The 17242-nt window shown below is 60.5% G+C and carries 18 protein-coding genes; 5 read left to right on the forward strand and 13 right to left on the reverse strand.

Annotated features, from left to right (window positions below; genetic code table 11):
* The 3 genes from YH62_RS24740 to YH62_RS24750 form a co-directional block, all read left to right on the forward strand.
* Positions 1–842, forward strand: an 842-nt coding sequence (locus tag YH62_RS24740) for a zinc-binding dehydrogenase (RefSeq protein ID WP_046796985.1), incomplete at its 5' end; no start/stop codon positions are given.
* Between the two features lie 11 nt (positions 843–853).
* On the forward strand, positions 854–1654 hold the full coding sequence (locus YH62_RS24745) for an SDR family NAD(P)-dependent oxidoreductase (protein WP_046796986.1): 801 nt from the start codon (positions 854–856) through the stop codon (positions 1652–1654).
* A 245-nt stretch (positions 1655–1899) separates the two neighbouring features.
* Positions 1900–3210 (forward strand): Nramp family divalent metal transporter, encoded by a 1311-nt coding sequence (locus YH62_RS24750; RefSeq protein ID WP_348625790.1) that lies wholly within the window; start codon positions 1900–1902, stop codon positions 3208–3210.
* A 246-nt stretch (positions 3211–3456) separates the two neighbouring features.
* Here YH62_RS24750 and YH62_RS24755 read toward each other — a convergent pair whose 3' ends face one another.
* On the reverse strand, positions 3457–4428 hold the full coding sequence (locus YH62_RS24755; protein ID WP_245282180.1) for a GlxA family transcriptional regulator: 972 nt from the start codon (positions 4426–4428) through the stop codon (positions 3457–3459).
* 105 nt (positions 4429–4533) lie between these two features.
* Between YH62_RS24755 and YH62_RS24760 the strand changes: the two genes are divergently transcribed.
* The gene (locus YH62_RS24760) at positions 4534–5136 is read left to right on the forward strand and encodes a hypothetical protein (protein WP_046796987.1); all 603 of its coding nucleotides are present in this window, start codon (positions 4534–4536) and stop codon (positions 5134–5136) included.
* A 28-nt stretch (positions 5137–5164) separates the two neighbouring features.
* Here the strand turns inward: YH62_RS24760 and YH62_RS24765 are convergent, their stop codons facing one another.
* The 6 genes from YH62_RS24765 to YH62_RS24795 all read right to left on the reverse strand — a co-directional run bounded on the left by YH62_RS24765 (position 5165) and on the right by YH62_RS24795 (position 10682).
* Entirely contained in the window at positions 5165–5974 is an 810-nt protein-coding gene (locus tag YH62_RS24765) for a methyltransferase domain-containing protein (protein ID WP_046796988.1), read from the reverse strand.
* Positions 5975–5978: 4 nt separating this feature from the next.
* Positions 5979–6797 (reverse strand): ABC transporter ATP-binding protein, encoded by an 819-nt coding sequence (locus YH62_RS24770; protein WP_046796989.1) that lies wholly within the window; start codon positions 6795–6797, stop codon positions 5979–5981.
* Entirely contained in the window at positions 6794–7813 is a 1020-nt protein-coding gene (locus YH62_RS24775) for an iron ABC transporter permease (RefSeq protein ID WP_170986314.1), read from the reverse strand. The genes YH62_RS24770 and YH62_RS24775 overlap by 4 nt, the downstream gene beginning before the upstream one ends.
* A gap of 5 nt (positions 7814–7818) precedes the next feature.
* On the reverse strand, positions 7819–8853 hold the full coding sequence (locus YH62_RS24780) for an ABC transporter substrate-binding protein (protein WP_082118502.1): 1035 nt from the start codon (positions 8851–8853) through the stop codon (positions 7819–7821).
* A gap of 477 nt (positions 8854–9330) precedes the next feature.
* On the reverse strand, positions 9331–9615 hold the full coding sequence (locus YH62_RS24790; RefSeq protein WP_046796992.1) for a hypothetical protein: 285 nt from the start codon (positions 9613–9615) through the stop codon (positions 9331–9333).
* Positions 9612–10682: a GTP-binding protein gene (locus YH62_RS24795; RefSeq protein ID WP_046797099.1), complete on the reverse strand. Its 1071-nt coding sequence runs from the start codon at positions 10680–10682 to the stop codon at positions 9612–9614. The genes YH62_RS24790 and YH62_RS24795 overlap by 4 nt, the downstream gene beginning before the upstream one ends.
* 236 nt (positions 10683–10918) lie before the next feature.
* Here YH62_RS24795 and YH62_RS24800 point away from each other — a divergent pair, with 236 nt between their 5' ends.
* Positions 10919–11911, forward strand: a complete 993-nt coding sequence (locus YH62_RS24800) for a GTP-binding protein (protein WP_046796993.1) — start codon at positions 10919–10921, stop codon at positions 11909–11911.
* 210 nt (positions 11912–12121) lie between these two features.
* Here YH62_RS24800 and YH62_RS24805 read toward each other — a convergent pair whose 3' ends face one another.
* The 6 genes from YH62_RS24805 to YH62_RS24830 all read right to left on the reverse strand — a co-directional run bounded on the left by YH62_RS24805 (position 12122) and on the right by YH62_RS24830 (position 17160).
* The gene (locus tag YH62_RS24805) at positions 12122–12595 is read right to left on the reverse strand and encodes a cupin domain-containing protein (protein WP_046796994.1); all 474 of its coding nucleotides are present in this window, start codon (positions 12593–12595) and stop codon (positions 12122–12124) included.
* Between the two features lie 36 nt (positions 12596–12631).
* A complete protein-coding gene (locus tag YH62_RS24810; RefSeq protein ID WP_046796995.1) occupies positions 12632–13426 on the reverse strand; it encodes a carboxymuconolactone decarboxylase family protein in 795 nt (264 codons plus the stop codon).
* 137 nt (positions 13427–13563) lie between these two features.
* Entirely contained in the window at positions 13564–14310 is a 747-nt protein-coding gene (locus tag YH62_RS24815; protein WP_046796996.1) for an SDR family oxidoreductase, read from the reverse strand.
* Positions 14311–14394: 84 nt separating this feature from the next.
* Complete coding sequence (locus tag YH62_RS24820) at positions 14395–15477, reverse strand: alpha/beta hydrolase (protein WP_046796997.1); 1083 nt, start codon at positions 15475–15477, stop codon at positions 14395–14397.
* A gap of 31 nt (positions 15478–15508) precedes the next feature.
* Positions 15509–15976, reverse strand: coding sequence for a cyclophilin-like fold protein (locus YH62_RS24825; protein WP_046796998.1), 468 nt, complete (start codon positions 15974–15976; stop codon positions 15509–15511).
* Entirely contained in the window at positions 15973–17160 is a 1188-nt protein-coding gene (locus tag YH62_RS24830) for an MFS transporter (protein WP_046797100.1), read from the reverse strand. Before YH62_RS24830 ends, YH62_RS24825 begins: the two co-directional genes overlap by 4 nt.
* Between the last annotated feature and the right edge of the window lie 82 nt (positions 17161–17242).

A 17242-nucleotide genomic window follows, 5' to 3' on the forward strand; every position in this document is an offset into this window, starting at 1 on the left:
ACCGCAGTAAGGTCACCAAGCTTTGGGGCAATTCGCCCGCCGGCCTGTTCGGATATTCGCATCTGCTTGGCGGCTACAGCGGCGGTCAGGCAGAGTATCTGCGCGTTCCCTATGCGGATGTCGGGCCCATTAAGGTTCCGGAGGGGCTTTCGGACGAACAGGTACTCTTTCTCTCCGACATCTTTCCGACCGGCTACATGGCCGCCGAGTTCTGCGATATCCAGCCAGGAGATACGATCGCCGTCTGGGGCTGCGGCCCCGTCGGCCAGATGGCAATCCGTTCCGCCTTCCTGCTTGGGGCCGAGCGGGTGCTTGCGATCGACACGGTGCCGGAACGGCTGGCGCTCGCAGCCTCGGCAGGTGCATTGACCTTGGATTTCCTGGAAGAGGATATCTACGATCGGATCATGGAGTTGACCCATGGCCGCGGCGCGGACGCCTGTATCGATGCGGTCGGCACGGAAGCGAATGCTTCGGCGAGTTGGGATTCGCGCTGGGACCGGATCAAGGTCGCCACTTTCATGGGCACCGACCGACCACATGTTCTGCGCCAAGCGATCCATTGCTGCCGCAACTTCGGCACCGTCTCCATCGTCGGCGTCTATGGCGGGTTCCTTGACAAGGTTCCAATGGGCTCGGCCATCAATCGCGGCCTGACGTTCCGGATGGCCCAGACGCCGGTGCAGCATTATCTGCCGACCCTCATGGGGCGCATCGAGAGAGGCGAGATCGACCCGTCCTTCGTCATCACGCACCGCGCGACGTTGGAAGAAGGCCCCGACCTCTACAAGACCTTCCGCGACAAGCAGGACGGCTGCATTAAGGTCGTCATGAAACCGTAGAGGAGAAGACCATGAACCCCGTTGAATCAAGCAAGGGCCTTGCGGTCGTCACCGGGGCATCAACCGGTATCGGCTACGAATTGGCCAAATGCGCCGCGCAGGATGGCTACGACCTTGCGATCGCAGCCGACGAGCCGCGGATTCAGGAAGCGGCAATGAAGCTCAGGGAGTTCGGCGTGGAGGTCGAAGCCATGCAGGTGGATCTTTCCACCCGGGATGGCGTGCGCCGTTTCGTGGCGGGCATCTCCGCGCTCGGCCGGCCGGTCGACCTTCTGATGGCCAATGCGGGCCGGGGCCTCGGCAGCGGCTTTCTCGACGAAGACATCTATGCCATGCAACGGGTCGTCGATACCAATATCAGCGGTGCGCTGGCCCTCGTTCACGACATCGGAAACCGCATGCGGGCGCAAGGCCGGGGCCGTATCCTTTTCACCGGCTCAATCGCCGGCTTCACGCCCGGTACGTTCCAGGCGGTCTACAACAGCACGAAAGCCTTCATCAACTCCTTCTCCCTGGCTCTGCGCGAGGAATTGAAGGATACCGGTGTGACGGTCACCTGCCTGATGCCCGGCGCAACAGACACCGAATTCTTCGAGCGCGCCGACCTGATGGATACGAAGCTCGGCCAGGTGAAAAAGGATGATCCTGCCTTCGTGGCGAAGATCGGCTACGAGGCCATGATGGACGGCGAAGGCGATGTTGTTGCGGGCTGGAAGAACAAGTTGATGTCGGCCGCTGCCAATATCACGCCGGCCAGCATGCTTGCCAAGCAGAATCGCAAGATAGCGGAGCCGGGGTCGGCAAAGGATTGACAGCGGGGAACTCTGAGGCAGAAGCCCGATAGCAAAGACTTACTCGCCGCTGATGGTGCGGAAGATAACCTGTGGAAACGTCGGCTGGCGCGCCCGCGGTCTTTTCTGGATCAATCACCGACGCGTTTCGGCAAGGGCTGACTGACCCGTGCAGAACATGCGATCTCAACGTCAGTACAGGCGGCTGTGGCAAGGAACCAGCAGAACGACGGCACGTTGATCATCCATTCCACAGAGGATCATCCTTGAACTCGGTCTTAGATCGTATCATCCCAGGCGAAGAAATCTCCAAGAAGCCCCTCCGACGTTGGCGCCGAGCTGCCGTTTTCAAGCAACTCGGTCCGGGTCTCGTCACGGGAGCAGCCGACGACGATCCAAGCGGTATAGCTACCTATTCCCAGGCTGGCGCCCAATTTGGCTTCAACATGCTCTGGACGATGCTGTTGACCTATCCGTTGATGACGGCAGTTCAGCTCGTGAGTGGCAAAATTGGCCGCGTCACCGGATGCGGCCTCGCCAAAAACCTGGGCGATGTCCTTCCGAAATCGATAGTGCTTCTGCTTGTTGTCCTTCTGTTCACGGCCAATACGATCAACATCGGCGCCAATCTCGCTGCAATGGGTGCGGCCGCTCAACTGGTGGTGGGAGGACCAGCCTTTCCGTTTACGATCTTCTTTGCGCTTGTGTCTTTGGGACTTCAGCTGTTCATCTCCTACGAACGGTATGCGCGGTACCTGAAATGGCTCACGCTGGTCCTGCTGTCCTATGTGGCCGTCCTCTTCGTAGCAGAGGTCGATTGGCTGGCTGCAGCGCAAGGTTTTGTGCTGCCGTCCTTTCCGCTTACCGGCGAAAGCTTCACCGTCATCGTCGCGATTCTAGGAACAACCATCAGCCCCTATCTATTCTTCTGGCAAAGCTCGCAGGAAGTCGAGGAAATCGATCAGCACCCAAAAGCCAAAGCGCTGACCGAGGCGCCTGACCAGGCCAAAAAGGAGTTGAAGCGAATACGCCTAGACACTTTTGCAGGCATGGCGATTTCCAACCTGGTCGCGATCGCCATCATGATGAGCACGGCGGCAACCCTGCATGAGGCAGGAAAGACCGAAATCGGCAGCGCTGCCGATGTGGCGGAGGCCCTCCGACCAATTGCTGGAAATTTCGCTTTCATGCTGTTCAGCCTCGGCATTATCGGCACCGGGCTGCTTTCCTTGCCGGTGCTGGCCGGTTCCGCCGCCTACGCATTCGGTGAATCACAGGGATGGAAGTGCGGTCTCGAGAACAAGCCGTGGGAGGCGATCGGGTTCTATGCGGTCATCACCGTCGCCGTCCTTCTCGGGCTCGGCATCGGTTTTTCGCCAATCGATCCCATCAAGGCGTTGTTCTGGAGCGCGGTGATCAATGGCTTTGTGGCGGTTCCGATCATGGCGGGAATGATGATCGTGGCCAGCCGTCGCGATCAGATGGGCCGCTTTACGGTGTCGCTTCCTGTTTTGCTATTCGGATGGGCGGCAACCAGTGTGATGGCTCTCGCGGCCGTCGTGATGCTGATTTTTTGAGCGAGAGGATAGTCAAGCTCTACAGCCGGCTTGCAAGAAGGGGTCGTGCCGGTTCGTGCTCGGCCATCTTCGCGACGAGAAAATCGAGGAAAGCGCGCACACAGACATGGCTGAACCACCGAAGTGGGGCACCTCGCCGCCCGGCGGTCGAGAGGGCGGAAGCGAACCGACTGCTTCTGTACTCCAGGCCCGTTGACGGACATTTGTCGTAGTATGAGTTAAGCTGAGCTTTGCATCTAGCACGGCTCACCTGCTCGTATGGGTCTCGCGGAAAAGGCGAGGCGTCACGCCGAAGCGTCTTTGGAAGACCTGCGTGAAGCGAGCGGTCGGCGCAAGTCCCACCCGCCTTGCGATTTCCTTCAACGGGAGTTCTTGGGAGAGCAAGATACGCGCCGCGTCCAGCCGCACGGTCTCGATATACTGTGCCGGCGTCTCGCCTATCGCAGCGACAAACCGTCTGTAAAACGTCCGCTCCGAGAGGCCGACCTTGGCCGCAAGGCTCGGCACGTCCAGCGCGGTATCGAGATTGGCCTGTGCCCACACCAGGAGATCGGCAAAAGGACCATCGGCTTTCGCCTGGGCACGCAGCAGCGGGCTGAACTGAGACTGATAGCCGGGGCGGCGTGCGTAGAGGACGAGGCGCTTGGCGACCCGACTTGCAAGCGCGCTGCCGAGATCCTCGCTGACCATGGCGAGGGCCATGTCAATACCGGTGGTCACTCCGGCCGATGTCCAGACGTTGCCGTCGACGACATAGAGTGCATCGGCGTCGACCGTAAGGGAGGGGTAGAGTCGCGCGAGCGGTTCGCAGGCGCTCCAGTGTGTGGCAACACGCTTGCCGTCTACCAGTCCCGCCGCTGCGAGCACAAAGGTGCCGGCGCAAACCGACCCGAGTCGTCTGACGGACGAGGCGCTCCGCGATAACCACCACCGTAATTCCGGCGTCCGGGTCGCTGCGGTGACCGCGCCGGCCTCCGCCCCGGCCACCAGGATTGTGTCAATCCGTCGTGGCACCTTCGTCAGTGCTTTGGTTTCGACGACGACACCGCTGCTACTCGGCACCGCCCCGCCAGTCGGCGAGGCCAAATGCACGGTATAGCGTGCAGGCTCTCCATCTTCCGCGAGTGCGTGATTGGCGGATGCGAAAACGGACGCCGGGCCGGTCGCATCCAGCAATTCGAAGTCCTGATAGACGGTAATGACGACATGATACAGCACTGGCAGGAATTAGCATCCTTTTGTCATTCCTGCCAACTCTGTGCGCCTGCTAGTGTTCGCACTGGTGGTCGGCCTAGGACCGCGCCACCGCAAGGAGGAGCAATCATGACTGAAACATCGGAAACATCAAAGTCAGCGCCCGAATCCCCCACGTCGGGCTGGCGGTCGATACAATGGTGGCCCGCGGCTATTGGCCTGGCATTCGCAGTTTTCGTTTCGATCGATCTGCTCAATGGTTCGGAGCATGGCACGGACTTAGCTGCGATCGTCGTCGCCTCAGGCCTTGTGTACCTGGCAGCGGCTGCCTTGGAGATTCCATGGGTTTCCTGGCCAGTATTCCTGCTATCGGTGGCAGTGATCACCGTCGCAAGGTTCGGCCTCATACCGTTTGATGCGACATGGGCGATGCTTATCGTCGCCGCCCTCTTTGCGGTCTATGGCGTGATCCGGGCTCTGAGACGTCCTAACCGCGAACTGCCGCTGCAAGCCATCGCAATGGTCGTCTTCGGTGGTTTAGCCACCGTGGCCCTCTTCATCAGTCCCTTTGTGGGAGCGCTGCTGGTCGCGGCGGGACTGGTCGCACATGCTGGCTGGGACGTCTATCACCATGTCAAGAACAAGGTCGTCGTACGGTCGATGGCAGAGTTCTGCTTCGTGCTGGACACTGCTCTCGCGATGGTCATCGTCTTGGCAACACTGAGAGGCTGAGACGCGCAGTCTGCCCTACGCTGCGGCGTTAAGGTTGATCTCGATGCGCTCGCGCTGCGGCGTCCTCGGGGCGAGATGCCGTTAGGACAAAGCGGCGGTACAACCGCGTCCGCAACCGGTTTCTCAGGTCGGGGGTGCTGCGCTGCGCAACCGCGATCGGCAGGTGGGAAGGAAAATGGATATTGGAAAAGCCGGCGGCCTCAACGAGAGGTTTCAGACCTTCGGCAGTGAGCCCGTCGCTGAACGGCAGGCGCGTCATGATGTTCGCATGTTTCTCGCTCATGGCTCCGTCGTAGTAGGGATCGTGCCCGATAAAGCACTCGATCGCGCGGACCGCGAGACTTGCAATCCGCCCGACGGGCGTCGGCTTCGTCCAGTCGCCGTCGAAGACAAGTAGCTTTCCACCCGGTTTCAGCACGCGAAACCAGTCAGAGAGTGCCTGTTCCGGCTCCGTCAATGTCCAGACGAGATGGCGGCAGATCACCGCATCATAGGTCTGATCGGGCTCCATCGTCCGCTCGGCATCGGCCAGGATAAAGTGGGCGCGCTCATTGCCGGCATGTTTGGTGCGCGCAACGCCGAGCATGGCCTCGGAGAAATCGAGCGCCATTACCTCATGGCCGAGCGAAAGGAGGACATTGGTCACCTCGCCGGTACCGCAGGCGAGTTCCAGCACCTTCTGTGGGGCCGGTCCGATCGCCTCGCGCACGGCAGCCGCCCAGGCGTCCAGTTCCGGACCCGGTGGGATGCGGTGGCCGAAGGCGAGGTCGAAGGTCGCCGAGCGCCGCGACCAGTACTCCCGAATATCTTCCTTCAGATCATGATTGCGCATGTCCATCGGTTCAGGTTCCTATTGTGGAGAAGTTTCTGCGCTGTCTTGTCGACACACGCCTTTGCGCCTGCCGCGTCAGGAAGCGGATGTTACAAGTGCCGCCATCATACTGCTCGATCTCGACATCAACGCCGAAGACTGCGCCGATGCGCTCCTCTGTCAGAACGGCGCGCGGCGCGCCGAGCGCCACAAGGCGCCCCTCCTGCATCACTGCGATCCGGTCGCAGAACAAGGCCGCGTGATTGAGGTCGTGCAGGGCCGCAACGACGGTCAGGTCCTGCTGATGCACAAGATCGAGCAAGCTGATCTGATGGCCGATATCGAGATGGTTGGTCGGCTCGTCGAGTAGCAGGATCTCCGGTTGTTGCGCAAGCGCGCGGGCAATGTGCAGCCGCTGTCGCTCGCCGCCCGACAAGGTGTGCCAGGACCGCCCGGCCAGATGCATCATATCGACATTTTCGAGGGCGCCATCGACAATCCGGTCGTCTTCGGACGACCAAGACGACAGCGCGCCGAGAAAAGGCGTGCGGCCGAGTTCGACCGCTTGCCGCGCCGTTATTCGTTCCCCTGTCTCCGCCTGCTGCTCGACGAACGCCAGACGCTGGGCGACGGCACGCCGACCAAGCTCCCCGATTGGTGCGCCATCCAGGAAGACTGCACCCGACTTCGGTTTACGGATGCCGGCAAGCAGCGACATCAGGCTCGTCTTCCCGGAACCGTTGGGACCGATGATGCCGAGGAACTCGCCCTTCTCTACCGTCAGCGAGACGTCTGTGAGGATTTCGATCCCTCCGGCGGCCCAGGAAACGCTGTTGACTGAAAGCGTCATGCGCGCGCCCTCTTCTGACTGAGAATAAGAGCAAAGGCGGGAGCGCCGATGAGCGCGGTGATGACGCCGATAGGCAGGACCTGCCCGGGAATAAGCGTGCGCGAGAGGATATCGGCGACAATCATGAAGACGGCACCGATCAGCGCGGATGCTGGAAGTAGGACACCGTGGCGAACACCCACGAGCATCCGCGCGGCATGCGGAATGACGAGGCCGACGAATCCGATCGATCCGACGATCGAGACCATGGTGGCCGTCATCATCGCGGCGGCTCCGACTAGGACCAGATAGGTCCGGCGGACAGAAATGCCGAGAGAGGCCGCCGACTCAGAACCGAAAGTGAAGGCATCAAGCGTGCGCGCATGGAGAAGGCAGATCAAAAGGCCGGCCAGTGCCGCAGGCACGGCCAGCGAAGCATCCGGCCAGCGCACACCGGAAAGATTGCCGAGCAACCAGAACATGATGCCCCTGGCCTGTTCGGCCGTCGCCGCCTTGGTGACAATGAAAGATGTGAGCGCGTTGAACAGCTGCGAACCTGCGACGCCGGCCAGGATGATCGCCGCCGTGGTGCGCCCGGCTTTCAGTGCGAGCACGCTCACCAGCAGGAAAGCGATAAGTGCACCGAGAAAGGCACCGAGCGGCAAGGTCAACATGTTGGCTCCAAACCCAAGGATCGCGACGGTGACGGCGCCTGTCGAGGCTCCAGCAGAGATGCCCAAGATATAGGGATCGGCCAGCGGATTGCGCAGCAGCGATTGCAGCACGGCGCCGGAGAGCGCCAGAGCCGAGCCGCAGGAGGCGGCGACCACAGCCCGGCTAAGCCGATAGCTCCAGATGATCCCCTCGTCGAGTGGATCCAGAGGATATCCGGCATCCCAGAGACGATTTGCAACCGTCTGCGCAACGGCCGAGAACGGGATCGCCGTTTCCCCGATCGCCGCACCAAACCAGAGCACGGTCATGAGAACGACGAGCGCGGCGAAAGCCGCGCCCGTGCGTCCGATCGATGCGACCATCCGGTTCACTGGCCCAGACCGGCTTTGGCAATGCTATCGGCCAGCGCCTCAATGCCGTCGATCGTGCGGATCGTCGGGTTCATGGCCTGTGCGTCCATGGCAAAGACGTGCCCATTCTTCACCGCGGGCATGAGGCTTGCGACGGGATCGGACTTGAGGAAGTTGAGCTTGGCCTCAAGACTGTCCAGCGGATATCGCCGCCGCTCCATGGAGCCGGCAACAATGATCGTCGGGTCAGCCTTGGCGATGGTTTCCCAGCCTACGGTCGGCCATTCGTCGTCGGCCGTGATGATATTCTCGATACCGAGCGCCGACATAATGTATCCGGGGGCACCATTCTTGCCCGCGACATAGGGGTCGGCTTCGGCGGCACTCGAGAACCAAAAGACGGCCGACAGCTTGCCCTCGGCTGATGCGACCATGACGCGGGCCGCTTCCTCGCGCTTCCTCAGGTCGGCGACGACCTCCTCGCCTTTTTCCTGGACGTTGTAAATTTGCGCCAGTTCGCGGATCTCCTGATAGACGAGATCCATAGTGAAGGCCTGATGACGTACACCGTCGCTGGCGGCGGTGTTTTCCTTACCGGCGCAATCGGACGGAGAGGTGTAGACGGGAATACCAAGTTCCTCGAACTGCTCGGGCTTGGCCACAACCCCTTCCGGGCCGATCTGCCACTGAAACTGCACGGTGATGATATCCGGCTTCTTGGCAAGCACACTCTCGAAGCTCGGATCGTTGTCCGCGAGACGGTCGATCTCGGCGTTGACATCCTCGTAGCCCTTCAAAACCGGCCCGACCCAGAGTGCAGTGCCCGCGACCTTGTCGGCCAGGCCAAGCAGATAAAGGATTTCGGTGCTGCTTTGGCCGATCGATACGGTCCGCGTCGGTGCCTTCTCGAAAGTCACGGAGCGGCCGCAGTTCTGCAGAGTGAGCGGGTAGGTTGTCTCGGCCGCGAGCGTCTGTCGCCCAACGAGACCAGTTGCAGCCAAAACAACTGCACTCAGGAGCGTTACATTCACCGAGGGGATTGATGTTCGCATGGTGGGGTTCTCGATTTCATGAGATGGTTCAAAGGTCGTGTCTGACGTGGCGAGGCCCTACCGAGGGTTCAGGCGAGAAAAAGCATCGATCTGCTCACGCAGCCGATTGATCACTGCCTTCGTCCTGACAAACTCGACGGGACAGTTCGTCAACTCTTCACGAGGCTCACCGGACGCTGATACGCGTGCTTCCGACACCATTGTTTCTGCCGATGAGACGGCTAAGTGCATGGGTAAGCCAGCGGCCCGCAAGGCGTTTTCGACAGCCACCCGCGCCTCGTAGTAGCGGGCTTCCCCCAACACCGGCCGACAGGCATGAGCCACTCGCAGATGGCTATACGATGCCTCTGCAAGTGCGGAGATGCTCCGCTCGAAGTCGTCGCTGCGAGCGAGCTTCTCCGATACGAGCACGACTGTCGCAGTCGCGAGAACGACCCCGATACGCCTGCGGTGAGGGATACCTGACAACCGAGGCATTCAGCCTCCCTCCCAGTCTGAAACAAGAGCGGCAGCGAGATCCTGAAGTCGGACCTCCCGCATCGCCTTATGAATCGAAACCTGCATCGTTCGCCCGCCTTGCATGACCAGCATAACCGTCTCCTTCGGAGGGCAGCCGGGCACGTGGCAGGCGAGCTCGCTTACCGAAACAACGGCCTCGTCGGGTAGCGAGAGCAGCTTGCGCGCCCATAACTTGATAGAGCGAGCACTGCTGACGACCGACGGTCCGTTCCGTGCCAGGGGATTGACGAAGGCCTCGCTCATGCCGTTCCCTTCTTTTTTCTCGCCCGACGCGGGGCCAGCACTTCGAACAGATCCCGTATGGGCTTGATCGGCATATCTTGGCCGATGAGGACGACACGACTGCGCCTGTCATCATCCGGCCATCTCTCCAGACGCTGGAGCGGGTAAAGACGATGTTGCACCGCATGTGCCACGAGGGGCCGGTCTGGAGCGTCCGCGAGCGCGAACATGCCTTTGAGGCGTAGGAGGCCAGATCCGACATTGGTCGTGACGATATGCAGGAAGGTCTCGACCGCCTGAGGCGAGAGGGGCACGTCGTGGCTCAAGCTGATGGCCTCGATTTCGTCGCCGTGCCGGTTGGGGTCGTGGGCATGGTCCGGGTGCGCGGCAAGTCTCTCGATCGCAAGCCACCCAGGCACATCCTCGGCCTTTCCGGTGACGGAGTAAGCGCCCGCTCCGAATAGCCCTAACAGATCAAATTCCCGTCGATGGCGATCATGATAGGCCGCCGCAGGATTGAGAGCCTTGAGTTCAGCTGGCCAATCATGGTTGCCATCGGCGATATCGGTCTTAGTTAGGACCACATGATCGGCAAATGCGAGCTGCTTCCAGCCTTCCATGAAACTGTCGAGCGTTGAACGGCCGTCGAGCACATCAAACGTCGTCACGACGCGGGCAAGATGAAAATGCCGGGCCACCACGTGATCCCTCAGTCCCATGGCCGGTGAACCACCAGGAATGATGCTGTTGATAATGGGCGCCGGGTCGGCAAGCCCGGTCGTCTCGATCACGACCCGCTGGAAAGGGAGGATCTCGCTCCGCATCCATGTTTCGTGCAGTTCGTGCAGTGATGCCCTGATGTCGCTTGTTGCCGTACAGCAGATACAGCCGGTCGTGGTGCGGAAATAGGTTTCCGAACCGGTGCGCACCAGATCATGATCGATGGGAACGGTACCGAACTCGTTGACGATGACGGCAGTGCCGGCCATGCGGGCGTCAGCAAGGATATCGTTGAGCAAGGTCGTCTTCCCGGATCCCAGAAAGCCGGTCAGCAATGTTACCGGTGTGGAATCGTAAAGACGCCTCACAATAGGCTCCTCGAAAGTCTCTCGGGCGCCCTTGCGCCGTTTGAACAGTCCGCCAAACATCCAGGAACCTGCGCTCCGTTGTCTCGAAGAGGCCTGCCGGCCGCCAAATGTCGCCCATCGGGTCCTCGGGGATTGACAGCGACTGCTTAGGTAATGTTATTACGCTCGTCAACATAAATGTTATGGTATAACGTTTGCCAAAACGCCGAATACGCTGCGCAAATCTGGAGGTGCCTATGTCACAGCAAAACCTTGAACCGACCCCGGTCACAGTTCTGACCGGCTACCTCGGCGCCGGCAAAACCACGCTTCTGAACCGAATCCTGACGGAGCCGCACGGAAAGAAGTTCGCCGTCATCGTCAACGAGTTCGGCGAGGTCGGCATCGATAACGACCTCATCGTCGAGTCAGACGAGGACGTGTTCGAGATGAACAACGGCTGCATTTGCTGCACGGTTCGAGGCGACTTGATCCGCATCATCGAAGGCCTGATGCGCCGGCGGGATCGGTTTGATGGCATTCTCATCGAGACGACAGGCCTCGCTGACCCGGCGCCGGTGGCGCAGACCTTCTTCGTCGACGAAGACGTTCGCTCGAAGACACGGCTGGACTCCATCATTACGGTCGTGGACGCCAAGCACCTCCTCGGTGAAATCGACCAGGCGCATGAAGCGCAGGAGCAACTCGCCTTTGCCGACACCATCATCCTCAACAAGACCGATCTGGTGAATGATGCCGAGCTGCTGGCCGTCGAGGAACGAATCCGGCGCATCAACCCGGTTGCCAGCATCATCAGAGCTCAACGCTGCGGCGTCGACATCGCGAGTATCTTGGACCGCAAGGCGTTCGATCTCGATCGTATCCTTGAAGTGGAGCCGGACTTTCTGGACGAGGAGCACGAGCACGAGCACGACGACCATGTCACCAGCTTCTCGCTCGTCGAACGGGAGCCTATGGATCCGGGGAGATTCCTGAACTGGCTGCAAACTACGGTTCAGTCGTTCGGCATGGATATGCTGCGGATGAAGGGAATCATCTCGTTTGCCGGCGACAGCGTCCGCTTCGTCGTCCAGGCGGTCCATATGCTGCTTGAAGGGGACCATCAACGGCCGTGGAAGGAAAATGAGGACCGGATCACGCGTCTTGTCTTCATTGGTCGCGACCTGCCCAAGGACATCATTAGCGACGGCTTCGCCAAGTGCCGCGCGGTTCGGCAGGCCGCCGAATAGCCCGTCCCGCACCACAACTACAACATGAAGGAAGGAAGGCACCGTGGCATACCTGGCGTGGTCAGATCTATGTGCGAGCCGCCCTGCATGCCCAAGCTTCCGGCCGGGTGGGGGAGCGCTATCTTTGATCCCCGTATGCCCACCAGTTCTCCACCTTCCGCCACCGGTTCGGACCTTTTCCTTGGATCATTACGCCCGAATGATCCAACGCTACCTGGCCAAATACTGCTCGTCAGAAACGAGTTCCAACCACTCGGCGTTCTTGCCATCCTGGATGTAGGTGATGGCGTAGTGACTCATGGCGTTCTGCGCAGTCCCACCATGCCAGTGCTTGACACCTGCCGGGATCCAGACGGTCTCTCCCTGACGGATCTCCTGACGTTCCTCGCCTTCCTGTTGCACCCACCCTTTACCTGCTGTGACAATCAGCATCTGACCAAGCGGGTGGCTATGCCACGCTGTTCGAGCACCGGGTTCGAAGGTGACAAGGCCGGATGAGGCTGGTGTCGATAGTGAGCTGGGCAGAAGCATATCGACGACGACGTTGCCTGTGAAGTTCTTAGGATCGGCGAGGACAGATGCCGCGGCGCCGACGGGGCTGACGGTAATGTTTTCAGATCTAGCTGCAGGCGCGTCGGCTAATGCCATGGTGGAAAGGGTAGCAGCGATGAGGGTCTTCTTCATATTGCCGATCCTTCTTGTTCGATACACTTGGTTCGGTCACTGCCGGCGCTTCTTGAGCACTTCGGCGACGACAGGCCCCGCCGAGAAGGCATTCGGCCAGCCGGCGTAGAAGGCGATCTGGGTGACGACCTCGCCTGCCTGTTCGGGCGTGAGCCCGTTGTCGAGCGCCCTATTGAGGTGGCCTGCGAGCTGGGCCACCTGACCGTTGGCCATCAGGGACGTGATGGTCGCCAGACTGCGGTCGCGAGGCGAGAGATCCGGTCGCAGCCAGACATCTTTGAACAGTGGATCCGTCGTGAAGTCCGCCAGCCCAGGCGACGCATCGCCCAGCAGGCCTTGGACCGCCTTTTGACGTTCAGCCTCGCCCTCCTGGTTGAGCGGCATGAGATCCGGAGAAGCTTCAGGCAACTGATCCGCACCGATGTTCCGCTCGGCAAAGATGTCATGGGCGACAGCCACCGCCGACGTCGCGTTCGTCCAGCCCGCATAGAATGCGAGATGAGTGATGATTTCGGACAGTTCCTTGGGTGTCACGCCATTGTCGAGCGCAAGGTTCATGTAAAGTGGAAGATCGGCGGCCTGACTGCGGGCGACGAGGATGGCGACAGTGACGACGCTACGATCGCGCACGGAAAGCTGCGGGCGGGCCCAAAGGCCTTCGACGACGTCTTCCTTCTCGTATCGCCCGAGAACGGGGGAAACGCTCCGGATGTCGTTCGAAGACACGCTTGTCGATCTGGTCATGGTCGAACTCTGCTGGGAGGAGGCGGGTGAAGATGCGATGGTCGCAAGAGTGAGGGTGGCGGCTGCCAGAAGTTTCACGGGCGTCATCCTTTCGATGGTGTACCAACCACCATGAGATAGGAGCGAGGAAACGCAGGGTTAGAACGCCGTTTCTGATAGGATCTATCGGATCTCGACATCAAACTTCGGCGACACTGCAAAGACGAAGGCGGTCTAAGGCTGGTTTAAAGTTCCTGCGCCGTCGGGCGGAACAGGATCTCATTCACCGCGACATCCTCGGGTTCGTTAATTGCAAAGGCAACCATCCTGGCAAACGTGTCGGCTGGTACGCCGACCTGACCGACGTAATCCTGGTTCGCCTGCTGCACGTCCTTCTCGCTGATGTGGTCAAGCAGCTCCGTCTTGACGGCTCCGGGCGAGATGATCGTAGTGCGGATGTTGTAAGGCGCCATCTCCTGCCGCAGCCCCTCCGACAATGCCCTGACTGCGAACTTGGTCGCCGAATATACGGCCGAGCCGCCGAAGAGCTTGTGGCCGGCCACGGAGGATAGATTGATGATGTGGCCCGACCTCTGCTCCTTCATATGGGGGAGCGCTGCGGCGATGCCGTAAAGGACGCCCTTGACGTTAACGTCGATCATCTGGTCCCATTCGTCCACCTTCAATCGATCCATGGGCGAGAGCGGCATGACGCCCGCATTGTTGATGAGCACATCGACCCGTCCGTAGGTCTCAACAGCCGTGTCGATCAACTTCCGTAGGTCCTCTTGCCTCGTCACGTCGGTGACTACGGCAGTGGCCTTGTGGCCGGCTTCACTGAGTTCGGCGACCAGGGCGTCGATCCGATCGGAGCGGCGCGCTCCAAGGACTACGTTGGCGCCCTTGGCTGCGAGATACCGGGCGGCTGCGGCACCCATGCCGCTCGAGGCGCCCGTGATGACGATGGTCTTGCCATCGATATTGTCTGTCATTTCGTGTCTCCTGATGAGAAGCGAGACGGCGTTGTGACCAGAAAATCACCTCGCCGCCTATGGTTACCTCGACCGCGAGCCAGCTTATGCCAGATGTTGACCGAAGAACTCGGCTATCCGGTCGAAGGGAATCTTGTCCATGCGGTCGTAAAGGTCGGTATGGTTTGCGTCCGGAATGATCATCAGTTCCTTCGGCTCCGCGGCGGCTGCGAAGGCGGTTTCGCTGAAGTAGCGTGAGTGAGCCTTCTCGCCGTGGATGATCAGTATCGGACGCGGCGAGATCTCCGCGATGTAGGTCAGAATTGGCATGTTCATGAACGAGATCGGCGTGGTCTGCGACCAGGCGTTGCCCGAGTTGACAGCGCGCTTGTGATAACCGCGGGGCGTTGAATAGTAGTCGTGGTAATCGACCATGAACTGCGGCGCACCTGGACCGACTTCGGCGTTGTACGCCGCCTGGTACGCGGGAGTACCCTTTTCCGCATCGGCCCAACGCTGCCGGCTCAACTGCTCCAGCGTCCGCGTGCGTTGCTCTAGGGAAACACTGTCGTTGTAACCTTTGGACATGACCCGCGTCATGTCGTACATGGTGCTGGCGACGACTGCCTTGACGCGCTTGTCGACTGCAACGGCATTCAAAGCCATGCCGCCCCAGCCGCAGACGCCGATCACGCCAATGCGCTCACGATCGACTTCTGACCGCAGCCCGATGAAGTCCACCGCCGCACTGAAGTCCTCGGTGTTGATGTCCGGCGAGGCGATGTTACGCGGTTCGCCGCCGCTCTCTCCGGTATATGATGGATCGAAGGCTAGCGTTGCAAATCCACGTTCTGCCATCGTCTGCGCATAAAGCCCGGACGACTGTTCCTTCACCGCGCCGAACGGCCCGCTGACGACGATGGCGGCCAGCGTACCGTCCCCTCGCTCCTTGGGGAGGTAGAGATCTCCCGCCAGAGTGATGCCATACCGGTTCTTGAACGAGACCTTCTGATGGTCGACCTTGTCGCTCTTGGGGAAGGTCTTGTCCCATTCCGCGGTCTGAGCCAGGGCCTGGGTGGCGGCAGCCGCCGGGATGAGGCTCATGGCCGCGACGGCGACACCAGTTGCTTTCATCAGGCCGCGCCTGCTCGAATCGAAGCCGTCCTGCGTCTCAATGCGCTTGCTCATTTGGAAGTCTCCTGTCTGGATGGATTGAGTGTCATTGGATGCGCTCGATGCGCAGCGGGAATTCCCCAGGCACGTGAAGCGCTTCATAGCCGTCGTCGAAGCGACCAAGCCGGACGAGGCCCGGATGCTTGTAGTCGGCGTAGAACATCGCGAGGTTTCCCCAGGGCATGTAGTAGCAGAGGTCGTATGGCCGCTCGTTCGAGAATGGCCCGTTTCCTTGCGTTGTCAGCTTCCGCGGCAGGTAGGCGATCTTCTCGTTCGATCCGTAGTCTTTAATCTCGAGATCGAGCGGCAGCATGGAAGCGAAGTCGTGGGCGGATGGATTGTCATAGAGCGTCGCCGTCGTCGTTCGGTCGTTGAAAGTAAGCTTTATCTTCACGTCTGTCGGCTCCTGGTTGTTGGGATCTGTCTGGCTCAGGCCCTGCCTCGGCAGAGCGAGGGCAGAAGCCCCTAGTGCCAGCACGGTGCGGCGCTTCATCGGATGCAATCGATTGCTCATGAGGCCCTCCTGACGGTGTGCCAGGCGACGACCGACGCTAGAGACGAACCGAGAAGCAAGGCTGCGCTGAGGAGAAAGGCCGACCACCAGCCCACGGCGTCGAAGAGGAGGCCGCCGATCGATGCTCCCGCCGTGATTGCGAGCTGGATGACAGCGACCTGCAGCCCTCCTCCTGCCTCGGCATCATCGGCGAGATATCGACTGAGCCAGGTTCCCCAGCCTACAGGAGCGGCAGTACCGAAGAAGCCCCAGCCCGCGAGTGCGGCCAACACCGCGATTTCCCGGTCTCCGAACGCGATCATGAACAGGACAAGGCCCGCCATCACCAAGGGTATGACAACAAGGATGCTGAACAGACGCTGCCTCAGCAGTCTGCCGATCATCCAGGTGCCGCCGGCCCCAGCAAGGCCCATGATGAGGAGGGTGAGCGAAAGCGTCTCTATGTCGAGGTGGGTCACCTGCTCCAGAAACGGCCGGAGATAGGTGAAGAGCGCGAACTGGCCCATGAAGAGGAGCAGGATTGCCATCATTCCAGCAATGACCGGTGGACGCCGGAGCAGTCTGAACACGTTCGGCGTAGACCGGCTGTCCCGCACAGGCAGCGAGGGAAGGCTGATAAACTGCCAGAGGATCGCAAGTAGGCTGATCGGAACTACGAGGAAGAACGCCCCTCTCCAGCCGATATAGGCGCCCAAAAGGCTGCCGACCGGAGCCGAGATGGTCGCGGCTATCGCATTCCCGGCATTGAGCAGGGCAAGCGCTGCGGGCACCTGGCTTCCGGATACAAGCCGCATGACGATCGCCGTCGACATCGACCAGAAGCCTCCGATCGAAATGCCAAGAAGTGCCCGGCCGGACATGAGAACCGAATAGGTTGGTGCGAATGTCACGATAAGGCCGGAGATCGTCAGCAGAGACGTCAGTCCAAGAACGACGATCCTCCGGTCGAGCCGGCGCGTGATCGTCGCGATGAACAGGCTCGTGATGACCGCAAAGACTCCGGAGATCGAGATCGCCTGCCCCGCCTGCCCCTCGGAGATGCTGAGGCCCGACGCAATCGGTGTCAAAAGACTGACCGGCATGAACTCGGAGGCGATCAGAACGAAGACGCAAAGCGTCATGGAGAATACTGCTCCCCAAGCGGCTTTCTGGCTCTCGACGCCATCTTCAAAGGTTATGCTCATGTCATGGATCCTTGCGTGCTCGCGTTGCGCGACTTGCGAGAGAAAGATATTGCCGGGCGACTTTGCGAACAATCCGTGCTAA

This window comes from Rhizobium sp. LC145 (assembly GCF_001005825.1).
In the GTDB taxonomy this organism is placed as follows: Bacteria; Pseudomonadota; Alphaproteobacteria; order Rhizobiales; family Rhizobiaceae; genus Neorhizobium.